The following is a 16524-nucleotide window of genomic DNA, read 5'->3' as shown; positions in this document are numbered from 1 at the left end:
AAAAGTAGGAATAGAAAGATGATCATCAGTATGATTGCCGCGATGGCAAACGAAAGAGTGATAGGTAAAGACAACCAAATGCCGTGGCATTTACCCGCTGACTTTGCTTGGTTCAAACGGTGTACTATCGGCAAACCGGTGATCATGGGACGCAAAACTTATCAATCGATTGGACGTCCTTTGCCTGGGCGTCACAATATTGTTATCAGCCGAGATCCCGAATTGGTGATCGATGGGGTTGATGTTGTCTCTTCACTGGACGCTGCCTTGCTTAAGGCGGGGGCGGTCCCTGAGGTGATGATCATTGGTGGTGGCAGTATTTACACGGAGTGTTTACCTCAAGCCGATAAACTGTACATCACGCTGATTGATGCTCAGTTCATTGGCGATACTCATTTCCCCAATTGGGGAACGAATTGGCATGAATGTTACCGTGAACATTACTCGGCGGATGACAAAAATGCCTATTCAATGGACTTTATCATCTTAGAACGCGAGACTGAAAAACCTAGAACCTAGAACCTATGACTTAGACTCTAATGCTGGCTGCTTAAAGACCTGTTTATCTTCCCAACGTAACATGGTCAGCGGCCCGCCCCATACGCAGCCAGTGTCTAAGCCAATTACGTTTGGACTGAAGTAGCCCTCTAGCGCTGCCCAGTGGCCAAAAATCACCGTTTTTTCTAATTCAATCCTTTGGGGTAGGGCAAACCAAGGCATTAGCTCGTGGCTACTCACTTGAGCGGGAGGAAGTTTACACGCCATATCAAGACGCCCATCAAAAAAGCAAAAGCGCATGCGAGTAAAGGCATTAATGATATAGCGATAACGCTCAATCCCTTGTAAATCGTCATTCCATAAGTCCGGAGTATTGGAATACATATTGGTGAGTAACCATGGCCATCGTTGGCTACGTAATACCGTTTCTACCTCGTGGGCAGCTTTTCGAGCGGTCTGTAAATTCCATTGGGGTGAGATGCCCGCATGAGTGAGGACAAACTCGGGGTGTTCTAACAAGAGTGGCCATTGGCGAACCCAATCTAGTAGCTCATCAGCGTCAGGCGCAGCAAAAATGGCCAATGTTTTATCTTTGTTTTTGGCTGGGTGAATGCCCAGTGATACGGCTAATAGATGTAAATCATGATTGCCGAGCACCGTTTTTGCAGCGGGTCCTAAGTCACGAATAAAGCGCAGTGTTTCTAGTGATTTTGGGCCACGCGCGACCAAATCACCGGCGAGCCATAAGGTGTCGCTAATAGGATGAAAGTTGACTTGTTTGAGCAATAGCTGCAGTTCATCTAAACAGCCTTGAATATCGCCGACAATGTAATTTGCCACACAAACTCCGTTAATTCAGTACGTTGGGAACGGCTAGGCGAAAGGGGTCTATTTCAGCTAGAAAAGGTTCACCGAGGCTGTTGATCATTCCATAATGACCTTGCATGACGCCAACGGGCGTTTCTAATGCCGTGCCACTGGTGTAGGTATACTCATCATTGGCGGCAATAACGGGTTGTTCTCCAACGACGCCTTCACCTTCAATCCGCATCTGTTTTCCGTTAGCGTCGGTCACTAACCAAGAGCGACTGATGAGTTGCACGGTTTCGGTGCTGAGATTTTTTATGGTAATAAGATAAGCAAAAACGTAACGGTGCGCTTCAGGATGGGATTGTTCTGGCACGTACTTAGTTTGAACCTGAATCTTGATACAAGGATGAGTAATATCCATAAATACTCCTGATTCGGATGACAAAACGAAGAAAATATAGGATGGCACATTGGCCATCCTAGTCTATTTATGCGGGTTGAGCATTCTGAGCATCAAGCCAATTTGCCATCGATACAAACTGCTGCAAGGTCAGGTTCTCTGGACGCATCGTTGAGTCAATCGCAAGCTGTGCAAAGGTCTCATCATCCAATAACCCTTTATAGCAGTTACGTACCGTTTTACGGCGTTGATTGAATCCTTCACGTACGACACGATCCAACCATTTTAAACTCGTTGCAGGGTGCGGTAGTTCTTCGTAAGGCAATAAACGAACCACCGCCGAATCAACTTTAGGTGGCGGAACAAAGGCACTCGGTGGGACTTCTAATACCGGAACAACTTTACAGTAGTATTGTGCCATGACGGTTAATCGACCGTACGCTTTGCTACCCGGTCCTGCCGCTAAACGGTTGACGACCTCTTTTTGCAGCATAAAGTGCATATCTTGAATTTCTTTGTGAAATTCAAATAAATGAAACATCAGCGGTGTCGAGATGTTATAAGGCAAGTTACCAAAAATACGCAGTTTATTATTCGGTTTAACCAATTGCTGAAAGTCAAAACGCATGGCGTCACCTTCGTGAATCGTCAACTTGCTCGATAATTCAGGATGGTTGCGTAAACGCTCGGCTAGATCACGATCGAGCTCGATCACCGTAAACTTATCAACTTCACGGCCTACGGGCTCTGTAATGGCCCCTAAACCTGGACCAATTTCTACCAAATTTTGACCTGGTAAAGGATTAATAGCGGATACGATCCCATCAATAATATAAGGATCGTTTAAAAAGTTTTGACCAAAACGTTTACGCGCTTTGTGCCCTAAATGGACATCATTTCTCATAGTGTTCTCAAAGTTATTGCGTTTTTTTATCAACTAATTCAATTGCTTGATCGAGAGCGGTTTTAAAACTGCCCACATCGGCTAATCCCGTTGCGGCTAAATCGAGCGCTGTTCCATGGTCTACCGAGGTTCGAATAAAGGGCAAGCCCAAGGTAATGTTGACTGAACGACCAAAGCCTTTGTATTTTAGTACAGGGAGAACTTGATCGTGATACATTCCTAAAACGGCATCCGCTTTTTGCAAATATTTTTCGCTAAAGATCGTATCTGCTGGTAAAGGGCCCACTAAATCGATACCTTGTTGGCGAAGTTTTTCTAAACTTGGGGTGATGGTATCTATCTCTTCATGACCCAATACCCCTTCTTCTCCTGCGTGAGGATTAAGACCGCAAACATAAATTGTCGGCTGAGCAATCGCAAATTTCTCGACCAAATCATGGTGAAGAATACGAATGATGCTTTCTAGACGTTCAGCCGTTACCGCGGCAGAGACCGTTGCCAATGGTATGTGTGTGGTCACGAGAGCGACGCGTAGTCCTTCCGTTGCCAGCATCATTACCACTAATGGGGTATTGGATAGCTCGGCAAAAAACTCCGTATGACCACTAAAAGCGACGCCTGCGCGATTGATCACGCCCTTATGCACTGGGCCGGTGACAATAGCATCAAATTCACCATTCATACAGCCTAATGCCGCTCTTTCTAGAGTTTTTAATACATAATGACCGTTCGCGGAATCGAGCTGCCCAGCAATGACCTTTTCTGATACGGCAATTGAGTCAACCAGCAAATACCCCGCTTTCTGCGGTGTGGCTTTTTGATCGGGCTGATAATCAAGTAGCTTTACTGCAATTCCCAGTGCTTTGGCGCGTTCTGCGAGCATCTGTTTATCGGCGCAAATCACCAGTTGATGTGGCCAATCATTTTGCGATAGTGCCAGTACTAAATCAGGGCCGATACCGGCAGGCTCGCCGGCGGTGACTACGATGCGTTTAATCGTCATCTTGATCATCCTGTAGGATCTCAACAAAAGCACCAGCGCGCAGCTCTTGTAACCAAGTACTGGCTTCTTCATTGAATTTACGGTTAAACAAAATGCGATAAGCCCGATTTTTCATCGCGGCATCAGTACGGTCAACTTCGCGGCGATCCAGGACTTCGACAATATGCCAGCCGTGTACGGTTTTAAAGGGTTCACTAATGGTTCCAACCGGAAGTGTCTCGATTTGATGTTTAAACTCAGGAACATACAATTCAGGCGTTTGATAACCTAATTCGCCATTTTGCGCTGCAGAGCCTGGGTCTTGGCTATATTGCTGAGCTAATTCAGCAAAGCTGGCTTCGCCAGCATTGATGCGACGTACTAAATCATTAAGTTGATTTTTGGCACCTTCATCGCTCAAAATAATCGTTGGTTTAATCAGAATGTGACGTGCATTGACTTCTGTCACTGCAACCGTTTCTAAGCCTTTGATATCATCAATTTTTAGAATGTGGAAACCGACACCACTGCGAAATGGGCCAATAATACTGCCTTTATTTTGCATTTTAATTTGGTCGGCGAAAATCGTCGGCATTTCTTCTTTACGCATCCATCCCCAATCTCCCCCTTGTAGTGCCCGTGGGCCTTTTGAATAGGTGATGGCCATGGTGCTAAAGTCTGCGCCTTGGTTGAGTTCAGCGACTAATTTATTGGCTTGTGCTTCAACCTCGGATTTGTCTTGTCCGTCGTTAAAACGCAGTTGAATATGGCTGATTTTATACTGTACTGTCGCGCTGGTTTCTTGAGCGAGCAACTCCGCCAAGGTATCGACTTCGGCTGGAATAATATTAATACGGCGGCGTACTAATGCGTTACGTGCTTCGCTGGCGGCGATCTCTTTTCTGATTTGTTCACGAAATTCTGGGTAGGTTAATCCTTGTTCAGCAATCGATAAGCGAAGTTGTTCTGGTGTTTGTTGGTTATTGTGAGCAATCTCGGTAATCGCGTCATTTAGGGTATTGTCATCAATACGTACCCCAATACGATCGGCTTCTTGCTGTTGCAAAGTATCGACAATCAGTTTTTCGATGATTTGTTCACGCAAAATGTTTTCAGGAGGGAGTGTTTGCTGGTTTGTTTTTGCATTCGCTCTTACTGTTAGTAGTGCGCTGTCTATATCGCTTTGCAAAATCACACCACTATTCACAATCACGGCTACGCGATCAAGCTCGACGGGTTGAGCTTGCACCGTCGCAATACTCACTAAGCTGGTTAACGTATATAAAGCCAATGTCCACAGTTTCATTAGAAATCCTATTCATTATCGAGCGTTAATCGTTGTTGCTCACGGTCATTATCCCCTTTCTACTTGATGAAGCTACAGCGATGTTGGCTATGTTCGTTCGCCGCAATCACATAGTCTGTCTATGTTCATTGGGACTCACTCACTTATCGCCTACCTACAACTCCAAGTAGTTTGGGGATATTCGGAAAATTCAGAGTTTTTAGGCTTAGATGCCCAAATTTACTGCCCTAATTATTTAAGAAAAACGGGCGTCCATAACCCAAGGAATTATCAGAACTTTTAATTCCAGCCATGCTTTCACTGGAGCTCACTTTGGTGCCAAAGCCGATAATACCAATGTTAAAACTAAAGTTATTTTCATAGTTTGGATCTTCGAAACCCAGATAATCGCCATTTGGGGTTCTATTCCAATCTTTTAACTGATTACTGTAAGAGAAACCCATGTACCAGCAATCAGAGGTATAGCGAATGCCCACCAGCCATTCCAGTGCTTCATTGGTGGTCATGTCGTAAAAATATTGTCCAGTAACATGCCATTTATGAGAAAGCTGATAGCCGCCAAGTAGGCCTGCTTGAGATATCCCTCGTCGAGTAATACTGCTCACCGGAATACTGTCACCCACCGTATCTTCGATATACTCTTTGGTAACGTAACGATAATTGGTTTGTAGATAGCCGCCGTTAAATCGGTATTCCAAGGTACTGTTGGCCAATTGCATCGCACTGGTGTCGATGTCGTACTGAATGCCGCCGTGATAAAAGAGAAAATCATCGTAATTAAAATCCATTTCTACCGCCCAAGCGGAATAGTTCGATTGCGTATCTTCCACTTGGCTCGTATCGGTATTACTCGATTTTAAGCCTTTATCGATATAGAAAATTTGTCCAAACGCGATGTTTAGTCGTTCTTTGTATTGGTCATCAAAAAACCGCGTTGATGCGCCGTAGCTGACTTGGTTGGCGGCAGAGATAAAATCTACGCCGCTGTACTTTCTACTTCTGAATAGGCCGTAGTAATCGGTTTGTAATAATGTCGTATCATAACGTGCGATATTTTGTTGGTTTTCTTTTGGAACATACAAGTACTGAACTTGTGGTTCAAGCGTTTGGGTATAGCCATTAAATAGCGTGGTGTCTCGTTCTAAGACGATACCGGCATGCGTTCTGAATTCAGGAATAACCCTTGATACACTTTCTTCTAATTCTTGGTAATCACTACTGATCACGCCAGATAAATCTTGTTGGTAATAGGTCGCTAACAGCCTTGCTTCTGTGGTCCATGTTCCCCATGTGTTTCCTAGCGGGATGCTAATACCGGGTTCGATATGGGCACGAGTTGCCGACGGTTTACCGATTGCATCGGTTTCAAAACGTGAAATGTGGCTTTTAATGTCTACATCTAGATAGCGCAGCAGCTCTGGTGCATAGTAGTTAAAAGCGACTTGCGGCATTAATCGATAGGGGAGGTTATCTTTATCGGTTAATACTTGAAAGTCTCTTGCCAACAATGAGGTATCCCATGCGGAAGAGCGGTAAGTCACTCGTGCTTGCTGCATCAGTTGGCCATCTTCTCGATTACCAATCCCTGAGCTTAAATCTGAAAAATACTCGACATCACTGACACGGGAGTAATCCAGATCCAGTTTCCATGCTTGTTGATAAATACCATCGTGGCGATATTGGAAACCCCAACGTTTCCCTTGTTCTGGATGTAATTCATCATCAGGTAAAAATTCACCTTTGAGGCTACCAGAACCAAATTCGGTGAGATAACGAAACACGGTATTTAACTGAGTCCCACGATTATCCATATAACGCAGAGTGGTTTCTAAATCGTAGTTAGGCGCTAAGTTCCAATAAAAAGGAACTGAGATTTCAAAACCATCACGTGAACCATAGGAAATATCTGGATAGAGGAAACCCGTTTTACGAGTATCGCCAATCGGTACCGTGAGATAAGGTAAATAGAACACGGGGACGTTTTGGATCTCTAAACGAGGATTGTAAAACGTCGCTTGTTCAGCGTCTTGGTCAACGTCAATACTTGAGGCACGCAAACGCCAAGCGCTATCACCTTCTGGACAAGAAGTGATTGAGCCATCTTCAATCTCATAAATGGTTTTACCAGTTTTGGCGATATAAGCGGCATGACCGCGACCCGGTTGACATAAAAACTGATATTGGGTGTTCTCTAATGTGATTTGATCAATATTGAGTTGATTGGTCACTCTATCTGAGGTTGCTTTGACTTGACCATCACTAAAGGTCACATTACCTTCGGCCACAACAATATTTTCTTGTTGATGGAGTGTCACATTATTAGCGCGGATCTGTTTTTGTCCTTGTAGAACGACGACATCGCCAGAATAAGTGGCGCGCTGACCACTAATTGCTTCTAGCTTATCCGCTTTGACCTTGATAGGCTGTGGATTCGGATTTTCCGACTCGGGTTCATTCACTAAGCATTGATCAAGAGTGGGCAGTTCCTGCACACTGTTATCCACCGTTGCTTCTGCTTGAGTCTGTGGCGCAAAGAGCGCGGCGCTGATCGAAGCGGCTAAAAATGTGCGGGAAAAACGTGACATCGAGTTGTACTATCCTGTTGTTCTGTTTGATTCCGACTTTAAGAGTGTTAAGTCAATAAAATGCTTCCTTATCATAAAGGAAAATAACGCTCCCGGCACTATCAGACCACAGCACACCTAAAAAATTCATAGATTGAGAGCACATAATGCATATTTTTGGCAAAATTCTTGGCGCTTTCTTTGGCCTGCTATTTGGCGGCCCATTGGGCGCAATCTTTGGTCTATTTCTTGGCCACCAGTTTGATAAGGCTCGTTATCGAAGCCAAAACCCGTTTACAAATGGACAATTCAGTTCAGGACCAACACAAACCGAAAGACAGGAAGAATTCTTTAAATCCGCTTTCGCTGTGATGGGACACGTTGCCAAAGCTAAAGGTCAAGTCACCCAGCAAGAAATTCAATTGGCCAGTATTATGATGGACAGAATGAACTTGCATGGTGACCAGCGCCGCGCTGCACAAGATGCTTTTCGCGAAGGTAAAGAAGCGGACTTTCCTTTGCAACAAACATTAGAAAATGTCCGTTTTTTTACGGGTGGCCGATTTGATTTAATGCAATTCTTCCTTGAATTACAAGTTTCTGCTGCCTTTGCTGATGGTGATTTACACCCAAGCGAACGTCAGGTTTTACATAAAATTGCTCAGGGACTTGGATTCTCATCGGATCAACTAGAGCGCCGTTTACGTATGCAAGAAGCCGCGTTTCGTTTTCAGCAAAGTGGTGGTTTTACCGGACAGCAAAGTTCGGGGTCGAGTCAATGGCAGCAACCCTCTAATCGAGATAGATTGGCCGATGCCTTTTCCGTTCTGGGTGTTAATCAAGATGCGGATGTACAAACCATTAAACGGGCCTATCGTAAATTGATGAATGAGCATCACCCAGATAAATTGATGGCTAAAGGCTTACCCCCTGAGATGATGAACATGGCAAAAGAGAAATCACAAGAGATCCAACATGCTTATGATTTGATAAAGAAAGAGCAGGGGTTTAAGTGAAACGGTTTATGTATGGTGATTAAAGTCCAGTGACGGTTCGACATCGCAAGGCTTATCTCTGAGAGGGATAAGCCTTTTTAATCACCATTGAATTGCCATAAAAAAAGCCCAGTCAATGACTGGGCTTTAAAATTTGGCTCCTCCTGCTGGGCTCGAACCAGCGACCTGCGGATTAACAGTCCGTCGCTCTACCAACTGAGCTAAGGAGGAACAGATTTTTTAAAATGGTGCCGACTACCGGAATCGAACTGGTGACCTACTGATTACAAGTCAGTTGCTCTACCTACTGAGCTAAGTCGGCATTAATAACGGATGACGTGTCATCGGTTAATAATAGTGGCTCCTCCTGCTGGGCTCGAACCAGCGACCTGCGGATTAACAGTCCGTCGCTCTACCAACTGAGCTAAGGAGGAACAGATTTTTTGATAATGGTGCCGGCTGCCGGAGTCGAACTGGCGACCTACTGATTACAAGTCAGTTGCTCTACCAACTGAGCTAAGCCGGCTCACTTTATCAGTTAAGATACTGGTTGCGCTTGCACCAATCTCTATCAGAATATGGTGCCTCGAGGCGGAATCGAACCACCGACACGAGGATTTTCAATCCTCTGCTCTACCGACTGAGCTATCGAGGCAACGGGGTGTATTAAACGAGTTTTCCGATCCTTCGTCAACAGTAAAATGCAAAAAAAAACTCGTTTGCTGATTTTCTATACTTAGTGGGCTGTTTTTATCCATTTTTGTTTAGAAAAGCTAACAGAAACAGCGGTAAATTCTTATATCTCCTGAGACTTAACGTCTTTATCGTGTCGTTAATCGGATGGGGAAGAATCGTTTGATTAAGCTCAAGCTAGGATGAGTGAATGGTTTGTGGTTAAACGTTGTCCGCGATAAAAGTTTTTTAATCGCGCTGAAAAAGAAATCACCTTGTCTTCTCGGTAAGGTGTAGAACAGAGTATCGACGGATTAGTTCAAACAGTTTGCGTACCATTGAATGTGGCAGGGGGGAATAGGGTGATCGCCAGTGATGGCTAGATAAAGAAAAGCCCAGTCAATGACTGGGCTTTGAAAAGTGGCTCCTCCTGCTGGGCTCGAACCAGCGACCTGCGGATTAACAGTCCGTCGCTCTACCAACTGAGCTAAGGAGGAACAGCTTTAATATGGTGCCTCGAGGCGGAATCGAACCACCGACACGAGGATTTTCAATCCTCTGCTCTACCGACTGAGCTATCGAGGCAATAAATGGTGCCGACTACCGGAATCGAACTGGTGACCTACTGATTACAAGTCAGTTGCTCTACCTACTGAGCTAAGTCGGCGCACTTAATTTATTGCTTGTTGTTACTGACTACAGCACCAACAATAAAATTTGTGGTGCCCGGAGGCGGAATCGAACCACCGACACGAGGATTTTCAATCCTCTGCTCTACCGACTGAGCTATCCGGGCAACGGAGCGCTATTAAACGGATTTTCCCTCTGTACGTCAACCACTATTTTAAAAAAAATAGAAAACCGGTTTAAGTGTCGCTATTTTAGGCAAGTAGGGCGTGAAAGATTACTTCGCGTTAAATTCTCGTTTAAATTGAGTTACTTTTTCTAAGTAGCGCCGTGCTTCCGCATTAGGATGACGGTTGGTCAAAGCCCAATACACCTGATTAGGTTGTAGGCTATTTAAATTATTCATGGCTCGCTGTCGATCTTGATGGAATGTTCGCAGAACACCGCCAGCGCCTCCGTTGTAAGCAGAAATCATGCTGTACTCAAGAGAAAGAGGATGACGGACATCTTTCAAATAACGGTTTTTGAGTAGATAAAAATAGGCGGTACCGGTATCTATGTTATTTTCTGGATTAAAGAGGTATTCAGGTGTTGGCTCACCGGGTTTATTTTTTACCAAGTTAAACACATCCCGTCCCGCAGTTTTCGGCACTACTTGCATTAAGCCATAAGCGTTAGCCCAGCTGACCGCATAAGGGTTGAAGCTACTTTCTGTTTTGATGATCGCGTAAATAAGATCTTCCGGAATACCATATTTACGGGAAGCTCGGCGAACAATGTCGGCGTATTGGTAGCTACGGATCTGCATTTGATCCGCGACCATCGGAATTTCAACATAATAGGCTTTCTTAAAATCAACTTGTTTGACTTTGAGGTGATGAGCAATCAGGTAATCGGCGTAGCGGTTGGCACGCCAGCGCCACTGAATGGGTTGCTTATCTTGGTCGACAACTTGTTGGTATAAGAAAGGTTGTCCTTTTAGCTCAATGTTTTGTGATGAAAAAAGATCGACGCTAGCCGGATCGTCAGGCGTTAATAACGTGGTGATGATCGCTCTTTTTAAGTGTCCTTGAGGATCCGTGGGTGAGATGGTTTCAACCAATATTTTACCATCACTAAAATTGACTTCCGTTCGGCTAAGGTAATTATCGATGTATTTTACGTAATTACTTTTACCAGCAATTTTGATTTCTCGGCTACCCCAGCGACGTTCGATATTGCCAGAGAAACTGAGGATCAAGCTATCTAATGCGGCGGTGTCTTTTTCAAATTGCCCGGGTAATTGAGCGAGATTTTTTGCAAAACGGTTGGTTGGCTCATAATCCACCGCATAGAAACGTTCAACAAACTCACGACTGCAGCCGACTAAGAGTAAGAGTGTGGTTAAACAGTACAGTGATTTTTTCATCGCTTTCCTAGGCAAATCAATTTCCCTGCTGATTTGATCTTGCAGCGAAAATAAACAGCTGCAAGATCAAATTATCTAGAGATTATCTGTGAAACTCAAGCTTGGCTTGGTGGAGTATAACCTTCAATATGGACCTCTTTACCTTCGAAGAGGAAATTGACCATTTCATTTTCGAGAAATTTGCGGTGTTCAGGATCCATCATATTGAGTTTTTTTTCATTGATCAGCATAGTTTGTTTGGTTTGCCACTCTGCCCAAGCTTGCTTACAAATATGATCAAAAATACGTTTACCCAGCTCTCCGGGGTAGAGCTGAAAATCCAAACCGTCAGCTTCTTTCTGTAATCGAGCACAAAATACCGTGCGGCTCATAATGACTTCCTCTTAATCGTTTACGGATGAATTTCAAAGGGTAAGCTGTGCAACAACTGCTTCACAGGGGCTGCTAAGCCGATTTCTTCAGGCTGTTGTAAGTTATACCAAAGACCTTTCGTTCCTTCCATGATGATGTCTGGTTTATGAGTCAGTTCCAATAGAATCGGGGTAATATCTAAATGGTAATGACTAAAAGTATGCCGAAAGGCAATTAATGTGCGCTGAGATTGAATGTGGTTATCTTGTACAGCACGATGCGCTAACGTTGTTTCAATCTGCTGATCGATATGTTGTGGAAAACAGTATAATCCGCCCCAAATCCCGACTTGTGGGCGTTGTTCAAGCCAGACTTGACCCTGATGATAAAGAATGACAAACCACGTTTGCTTGACTGGTTTGTCGCTTTTCGGTTTTTTACCAGGATAATCTAAGGGGTTACCTTGTTGCTTGGCAATACATAAGGATTCCACTGGACACAGTGTACATTTTGGCTTGCTACGGGTACAGATCATCGCTCCCATGTCCATCATCGCTTGATTGTATTTATCGACATCGACGCTTGGGGTCTGTTGCTCCGCATGCAGCCAAAGCTGGTTTTCAACGATTTTCTTTCCCGGCCATCCTTCAACAGCAAAGCAGCGAGCTAGGGTCCGTTTAACGTTGCCATCTAAAATAGCATGCGGCTTTTTAAACACTGAAGAGAGCACTGCCGCTGCTGTCGAGCGACCAACACCAGGTAACGCATTCATCGCCTCCAGCTCGGTTGGAAACTGGCCTTGATACTGATCGACAATGATCTTTGCAGTTTTATGTAAGTTCCTCGCCCGAGCGTAGTAACCAAGGCCGGTCCAATGGTGTAGCACTTCGTCTTGTTGAGCCGCCGCTAAGTCAGCAACACTAGGAAAACGTTCAACAAAGCGCTGGTAATAAGGGATCACTGTGGTTACTTGGGTTTGTTGCAGCATGATTTCTGATAACCATACCGTATAGGCCGTTTTATTTTGCTGCCAAGGCAGATGCTTTCGCCCATAGGCGTCATACCAAGTCAAAATTGCGGAAGCGAATGGAGTCACGACATGCTCTGTAATAATAAAAATAATGAATCAAAATTGCACCACAGAATGCCCGTCGAGTACAACCGATAAATTATAAGGGTATCTTTAAGGTTTCAGGTGATCGTTCTAGTGAAGCGCTAGACTATAATAACACTTGCATGGCAAGCAATTCTTTGGATAATCACACTCCCTTTGAGTGAAGACGAAAAAATAGACAGGCAATCGCAATGAGTGAAGTTACCACCAATCAATTGACAGAAGATGGCAAAGTGCTACGTAGAATCCGTAGTTTTGTGCGTCGTGAAGGTCGACTAACCAAAGGTCAAGAAGCGGCGATGAAAGCCTGCTGGCCAACCATGGGGATTGATTATCAAACCGAGTTACTGGATTGGGCTCAGGTGTTTGGTAACCAAAATCCAGTGGTGTTAGAAATTGGGTTTGGCATGGGAGCCTCATTGGTTGAAATGGCAAAAAATGCCCCACATAAAAATTTCATTGGTATTGAAGTGCATAGCCCTGGTGTTGGCGCTTGTTTGGCTTCCGCCCGCGATGCTGGTGTGACTAACTTACGAGTGATGTGCCACGATGCGGTTGAAGTTTTTGCTAACATGATCCCTGATAATAGCTTGGCGACGCTACAACTGTTTTTTCCTGATCCTTGGCATAAAAAACGTCACCATAAGCGCCGTATTGTGCAGTTAGAGTTTGCAGAAATGGTGCGACAAAAACTGATCGTTGGCGAAGGGGTGTTTCATATGGCAACGGACTGGGAAAATTACGCTGAGCATATGATTGAAGTGATGAATCAAGCACCTGGTTATCGTAATCTCGCGCAGGAAGGGGATTATATTCCACGTCCAGAAGAGCGTCCGTTAACCAAGTTTGAACAGCGCGGCCATCGCCTAGGCCATGGCGTATGGGATATTAAATTCCAACGAGTGAATTAACCTGTCCTACCAGTTTATGCTGGACAAGTATCAAGCTCGGCAAGATACTGCTTAGAACTTAGCCAACATGGTTTATCGTGTTGGCTTTTTTGACTCTCCCTACATTAAAAATCTGTTGGGCGATGAGACGGTAACTCATTTGGCCGTTCCATTGTTTTCAGCGGCAATAATAATAAAAGTAAACTCAGACTATGAAACCAAGCTCCGCTATTTTAGCGACCATTCTCGATGAAGTTCGTCCATTGATTGGACAAGGCAAAGTGGCTAACTACATTCCCGCGCTGGCCCAAGTGGCGAGCGATAAACTCGGTATCGCGGTTTACACTAACCAAGGCGAGATCTTTGCTGCTGGTGATGCGCAGGAGGGATTTTCCATCCAATCCATTTCCAAAGCGTTAAGTTTAACCTTGGCGATGGGTTTATATCAGCCAGAGGAGCTGTGGCAGCGGGTTGGCAAAGAGCCTTCTGGACAAGCTTTTAATTCATTGATTCAGCTGGAAATGGAGCAGGGCATCCCGCGTAATCCATTTATTAATGCCGGAGCGATTGTGATCGCGGATATGCTTTATAGCCGCTTATCCGCCCCTCGCCAGCGTTTGCTGGAATTTGTGCGTCAGTTAAGTGGTGAAGAGCAGATCATCTATGACAAAGTGGTGGCAGCGTCGGAAATGATGCACAGTGATCGTAATGCTTCGATTGCTTATTTAATGCGCTCGTTTGGTAATTTTGAAAACGAAGTGATTCCGGTCTTAAATAACTATTTTCACGCTTGTGCACTAAAAATGAGCTGTGTTGAATTAGCCAAAACATTCAGCTATTTGGCCAACAAAGGGGTATCGGTACACACGGGTCAGCGCGTGGTTAGTGTGACGCAAAGTAAGCAAATCAATGCGTTATTAGCTACCTGTGGTCTTTATGATGGTGCGGGTGAATTTGCTTATCGAGTGGGCATGCCGGGTAAATCGGGGGTCGGTGGTGGCATCATTGCTATTGTACCCGGTGAGATGACCATTGCGGTTTGGTCTCCTGAGCTTGATCAATCAGGTAATTCGTTAGCGGGCACTAAAGCGCTGGAGCTGCTATCTGAGCGTATTGGCCGTTCCATTTTCTAGCTGATTAAAATGGCTACTGGCAATCATTCGATTGTCAGTAGCGAGTTGTTATTGAGTTACTCTTCAGCCATAAATGCCGCCAGTAAATCATTCAAAAATAGCTTACCGTGTTCAGTGATCTGCCACGAGGTGGCATCTTGGGTTAGATAATTCATCTCACACGCCCATTGGATGGTTGGCTCAATTACACTTAACGCTAGCCCTGTTGTGGTGATGAAATCTTGTTTTGGACACGCTTCGAGCAGACGAAATCGGTTCATGAAAAATTCAAAAGGACGATCGCTTTCGGCAACGAGCTGTTCATCACTCAAATAAGGCTTCACCATATTTTGATAAGCCGCTAAGTAACCACGTGGATGCTTGATTTTAGTGGTGCGAATAATTCGGCCATCAGCAAAGCTCAATTTGCCGTGCGCTCCACAGCCAATGCCCAGATAGTCACCAAATCGCCAGTAATTGAGGTTATGTTGGCATTGATAACCAGGCTTGCTGTAGCCAGAGATTTCATACTGTACATAACCTGCCTCAGTGAGTTTTTGATGGCCAAGTTCAAAAATATCCCACAGCGCATCATCATCGGGTAGAGTTGGCGGTTTGGAATAAAACAGCGTATTGGGTTCAATGGTTAATTGATACCAAGACAGGTGAGGAGGATTTAACGTTATCGCTTGGTCTAAATCATCCAAGGCTTGCGCTAGGCTTTGATCGGGCAGGCCGTGCATTAAATCCAAATTAAAGCTTTTTAAACCAATGGTATGCGCCAGTTTTGCCGCACGTACTGCCTCTTGTTGGCCATGAATACGACCTAAGTGGGCTAACTTCTCGGCGGCAAAGCTTTGTACGCCAATCGAGATTCGAGTGACGCCTGCGATGCGATAAGCCGCGAAACGCTCAGCTTCAATCGTACCGGGGTTGGCTTCCATGGTGATCTCAATCTCTGGTTGAAACGGAATGCGCGCGGCGATGCCGTCAATCAAATCTTCGATGCCTTGTGGTGAAATTAAGCTCGGCGTCCCCCCGCCGATAAAGATCGAATGCAATCGCCTTGGATCGTTAGCAAGCTGATAGCGCTCAATATCACGATCCAGATCTTCCAGTAGTGCTGCGATATATTGCGTTTCAGGGATCTCTTCTTTTAAGGCGTGAGAGTTAAAATCGCAATAAGGGCATTTTTGTACGCACCACGGGATATGGGCGTACAAGCTCAACTTGGGCGGTGTTAGCATGAGGCGCGTTGCTCTTTTAAGGCTTGGAACAGTAATTGTAGAGCCTTAGCGCGATGAGAGAGCTGCTTTTTACGGGCGGCAGGTAACTGGGCAGAAGCGCAGTTTTCTTCGGGAACCCAGAAAATGGGATCGTAACCAAAGCCATGCTCACCGCGAGGCTCAGTTAAGATTTCACCTTGCCACTGACCATGACAAACCAGAGGTGTTGGGTCGTTAGCATGGCGCAGATAGACTAAAACACAGTGAAAGCGAGCGGTTCTCTGTTCACTCGGCACTCCTTCTAAGGTGGTCAATAACTTTTGCAGGTTATCGTTATCTGAAGCATTAGCTCCGGCATAGCGCGCAGAATAAATGCCCGGTGCGCCATCAAGATAGTCAACCTCGAGTCCAGAATCATCGGCAATCGCTGGTAGACCAGTAAGGGCAGCGGCATGACGTGCTTTGATGATGGCATTTTCAATAAAGGTTAAGCCTGTTTCATCAGCATCTGGCACATTTAATTCACTTTGTGCGATAACCTCAAAACCGAAATCGGCTAATAAATCGGCCATTTCCGCGACTTTTCCTCGGTTACCAGTGGCTAAAACAATCTTATTCATAAATCTCTCACGTCTGAATGGGGAGCTCGATGAGACTTGTCGTCA

The 16524-nt window shown here is 45.0% G+C and carries 15 protein-coding genes and 9 tRNA genes; 4 read left to right on the top strand and 20 right to left on the bottom strand.

Annotated elements, in window-relative coordinates:
* Window positions 1-18: 18 nt before the first annotated feature.
* On the top strand, window positions 19-519 hold the full coding sequence (gene folA / locus VIB_RS11445) for a type 3 dihydrofolate reductase (protein ID WP_004396075.1): 501 nt from the start codon (window positions 19-21) through the stop codon (window positions 517-519).
* Between the two features lie 3 nt (window positions 520-522).
* Here folA and apaH read toward each other — a convergent pair whose 3' ends face one another.
* The 6 genes from apaH to lptD form a co-directional block, all read right to left on the bottom strand.
* Window positions 523-1338 carry a bis(5'-nucleosyl)-tetraphosphatase (symmetrical) ApaH gene (gene apaH / locus VIB_RS11440; protein ID WP_004396074.1) on the bottom strand — a complete coding sequence of 272 codons (816 nt, stop codon included), beginning with the start codon at window positions 1336-1338 and terminating at the stop codon, window positions 523-525.
* A 10-nt stretch (window positions 1339-1348) separates the two neighbouring features.
* Window positions 1349-1729, bottom strand: a complete 381-nt coding sequence (gene apaG / locus VIB_RS11435) for a Co2+/Mg2+ efflux protein ApaG (protein ID WP_004396073.1) — start codon at window positions 1727-1729, stop codon at window positions 1349-1351.
* Between the two features lie 67 nt (window positions 1730-1796).
* Window positions 1797-2612, bottom strand: coding sequence for a 16S rRNA (adenine(1518)-N(6)/adenine(1519)-N(6))-dimethyltransferase RsmA (gene rsmA, locus VIB_RS11430; protein ID WP_004396072.1), 816 nt, complete (start codon window positions 2610-2612; stop codon window positions 1797-1799).
* A 13-nt stretch (window positions 2613-2625) separates the two neighbouring features.
* Entirely contained in the window at window positions 2626-3615 is a 990-nt protein-coding gene (pdxA, locus tag VIB_RS11425; RefSeq protein ID WP_004396071.1) for a 4-hydroxythreonine-4-phosphate dehydrogenase PdxA, read from the bottom strand.
* Entirely contained in the window at window positions 3605-4900 is a 1296-nt protein-coding gene (gene surA, locus VIB_RS11420) for a peptidylprolyl isomerase SurA (protein ID WP_004396070.1), read from the bottom strand. Before surA ends, pdxA begins: the two co-directional genes overlap by 11 nt.
* Before the next feature lie 227 nt (window positions 4901-5127).
* Window positions 5128-7485 carry an LPS assembly protein LptD gene (gene lptD / locus VIB_RS11415; protein WP_004396069.1) on the bottom strand — a complete coding sequence of 786 codons (2358 nt, stop codon included), beginning with the start codon at window positions 7483-7485 and terminating at the stop codon, window positions 5128-5130.
* A gap of 146 nt (window positions 7486-7631) precedes the next feature.
* Between lptD and djlA the strand changes: the two genes are divergently transcribed.
* On the top strand, window positions 7632-8480 hold the full coding sequence (djlA, locus tag VIB_RS11410) for a co-chaperone DjlA (RefSeq protein WP_004396068.1): 849 nt from the start codon (window positions 7632-7634) through the stop codon (window positions 8478-8480).
* A 134-nt stretch (window positions 8481-8614) separates the two neighbouring features.
* On the opposite strand, the gene VIB_RS11405 is transcribed toward djlA, so the two are convergent.
* From VIB_RS11405 to mutY, 12 genes are all read right to left on the bottom strand, one after another.
* Window positions 8615-8690, bottom strand: a tRNA-Asn gene (locus VIB_RS11405).
* Window positions 8691-8705: 15 nt separating this feature from the next.
* Window positions 8706-8781 (bottom strand) — tRNA-Thr (locus VIB_RS11400).
* A gap of 36 nt (window positions 8782-8817) precedes the next feature.
* Window positions 8818-8893: transfer RNA gene (locus tag VIB_RS11395), tRNA-Asn, on the bottom strand.
* A 16-nt stretch (window positions 8894-8909) separates the two neighbouring features.
* A tRNA-Thr gene (locus tag VIB_RS11390) sits at window positions 8910-8985 on the bottom strand.
* Between the two features lie 53 nt (window positions 8986-9038).
* Window positions 9039-9114 (bottom strand) — tRNA-Phe (locus tag VIB_RS11385).
* Window positions 9115-9552: 438 nt separating this feature from the next.
* A tRNA-Asn gene (locus VIB_RS11380) sits at window positions 9553-9628 on the bottom strand.
* A gap of 12 nt (window positions 9629-9640) precedes the next feature.
* Window positions 9641-9716 (bottom strand) — tRNA-Phe (locus tag VIB_RS11375).
* Between the two features lie 6 nt (window positions 9717-9722).
* A tRNA-Thr gene (locus tag VIB_RS11370) sits at window positions 9723-9798 on the bottom strand.
* A 53-nt stretch (window positions 9799-9851) separates the two neighbouring features.
* Window positions 9852-9927 (bottom strand) — tRNA-Phe (locus tag VIB_RS11365).
* A gap of 108 nt (window positions 9928-10035) precedes the next feature.
* Window positions 10036-11166 (bottom strand): membrane-bound lytic murein transglycosylase MltC, encoded by a 1131-nt coding sequence (mltC, locus tag VIB_RS11360; RefSeq protein ID WP_004396067.1) that lies wholly within the window; start codon window positions 11164-11166, stop codon window positions 10036-10038.
* 95 nt (window positions 11167-11261) lie between these two features.
* Entirely contained in the window at window positions 11262-11537 is a 276-nt protein-coding gene (locus VIB_RS11355) for an oxidative damage protection protein (RefSeq protein ID WP_004396066.1), read from the bottom strand.
* 20 nt (window positions 11538-11557) lie between these two features.
* Window positions 11558-12613, bottom strand: coding sequence for an A/G-specific adenine glycosylase (gene mutY / locus VIB_RS11350; RefSeq protein ID WP_004396065.1), 1056 nt, complete (start codon window positions 12611-12613; stop codon window positions 11558-11560).
* A gap of 209 nt (window positions 12614-12822) precedes the next feature.
* Here mutY and trmB point away from each other — a divergent pair, with 209 nt between their 5' ends.
* Both trmB and glsB read left to right on the top strand, forming a co-directional pair.
* Complete coding sequence (gene trmB / locus VIB_RS11345; protein WP_004396064.1) at window positions 12823-13542, top strand: tRNA (guanosine(46)-N7)-methyltransferase TrmB; 720 nt, start codon at window positions 12823-12825, stop codon at window positions 13540-13542.
* Window positions 13543-13733: 191 nt separating this feature from the next.
* Window positions 13734-14654 (top strand): glutaminase B, encoded by a 921-nt coding sequence (glsB, locus tag VIB_RS11340; protein ID WP_004396063.1) that lies wholly within the window; start codon window positions 13734-13736, stop codon window positions 14652-14654.
* 56 nt (window positions 14655-14710) lie between these two features.
* On the opposite strand, the gene hemW is transcribed toward glsB, so the two are convergent.
* Window positions 14711-15880 carry a radical SAM family heme chaperone HemW gene (gene hemW, locus VIB_RS11335; RefSeq protein WP_040904709.1) on the bottom strand — a complete coding sequence of 390 codons (1170 nt, stop codon included), beginning with the start codon at window positions 15878-15880 and terminating at the stop codon, window positions 14711-14713.
* Window positions 15874-16479 (bottom strand): XTP/dITP diphosphatase, encoded by a 606-nt coding sequence (locus VIB_RS11330; protein ID WP_040904708.1) that lies wholly within the window; start codon window positions 16477-16479, stop codon window positions 15874-15876. Before VIB_RS11330 ends, hemW begins: the two co-directional genes overlap by 7 nt.
* Window positions 16480-16524: the final 45 nt, after the last annotated feature.

The organism is Vibrio metschnikovii CIP 69.14 (assembly GCF_000176155.1).
Taxonomy (GTDB): Bacteria; Pseudomonadota; Gammaproteobacteria; order Enterobacterales; family Vibrionaceae; genus Vibrio; species Vibrio metschnikovii.
The sequence above is the reverse complement of the archived record's forward strand: the minus strand, read 5'-3'. Positions and strand labels throughout refer to the sequence as shown.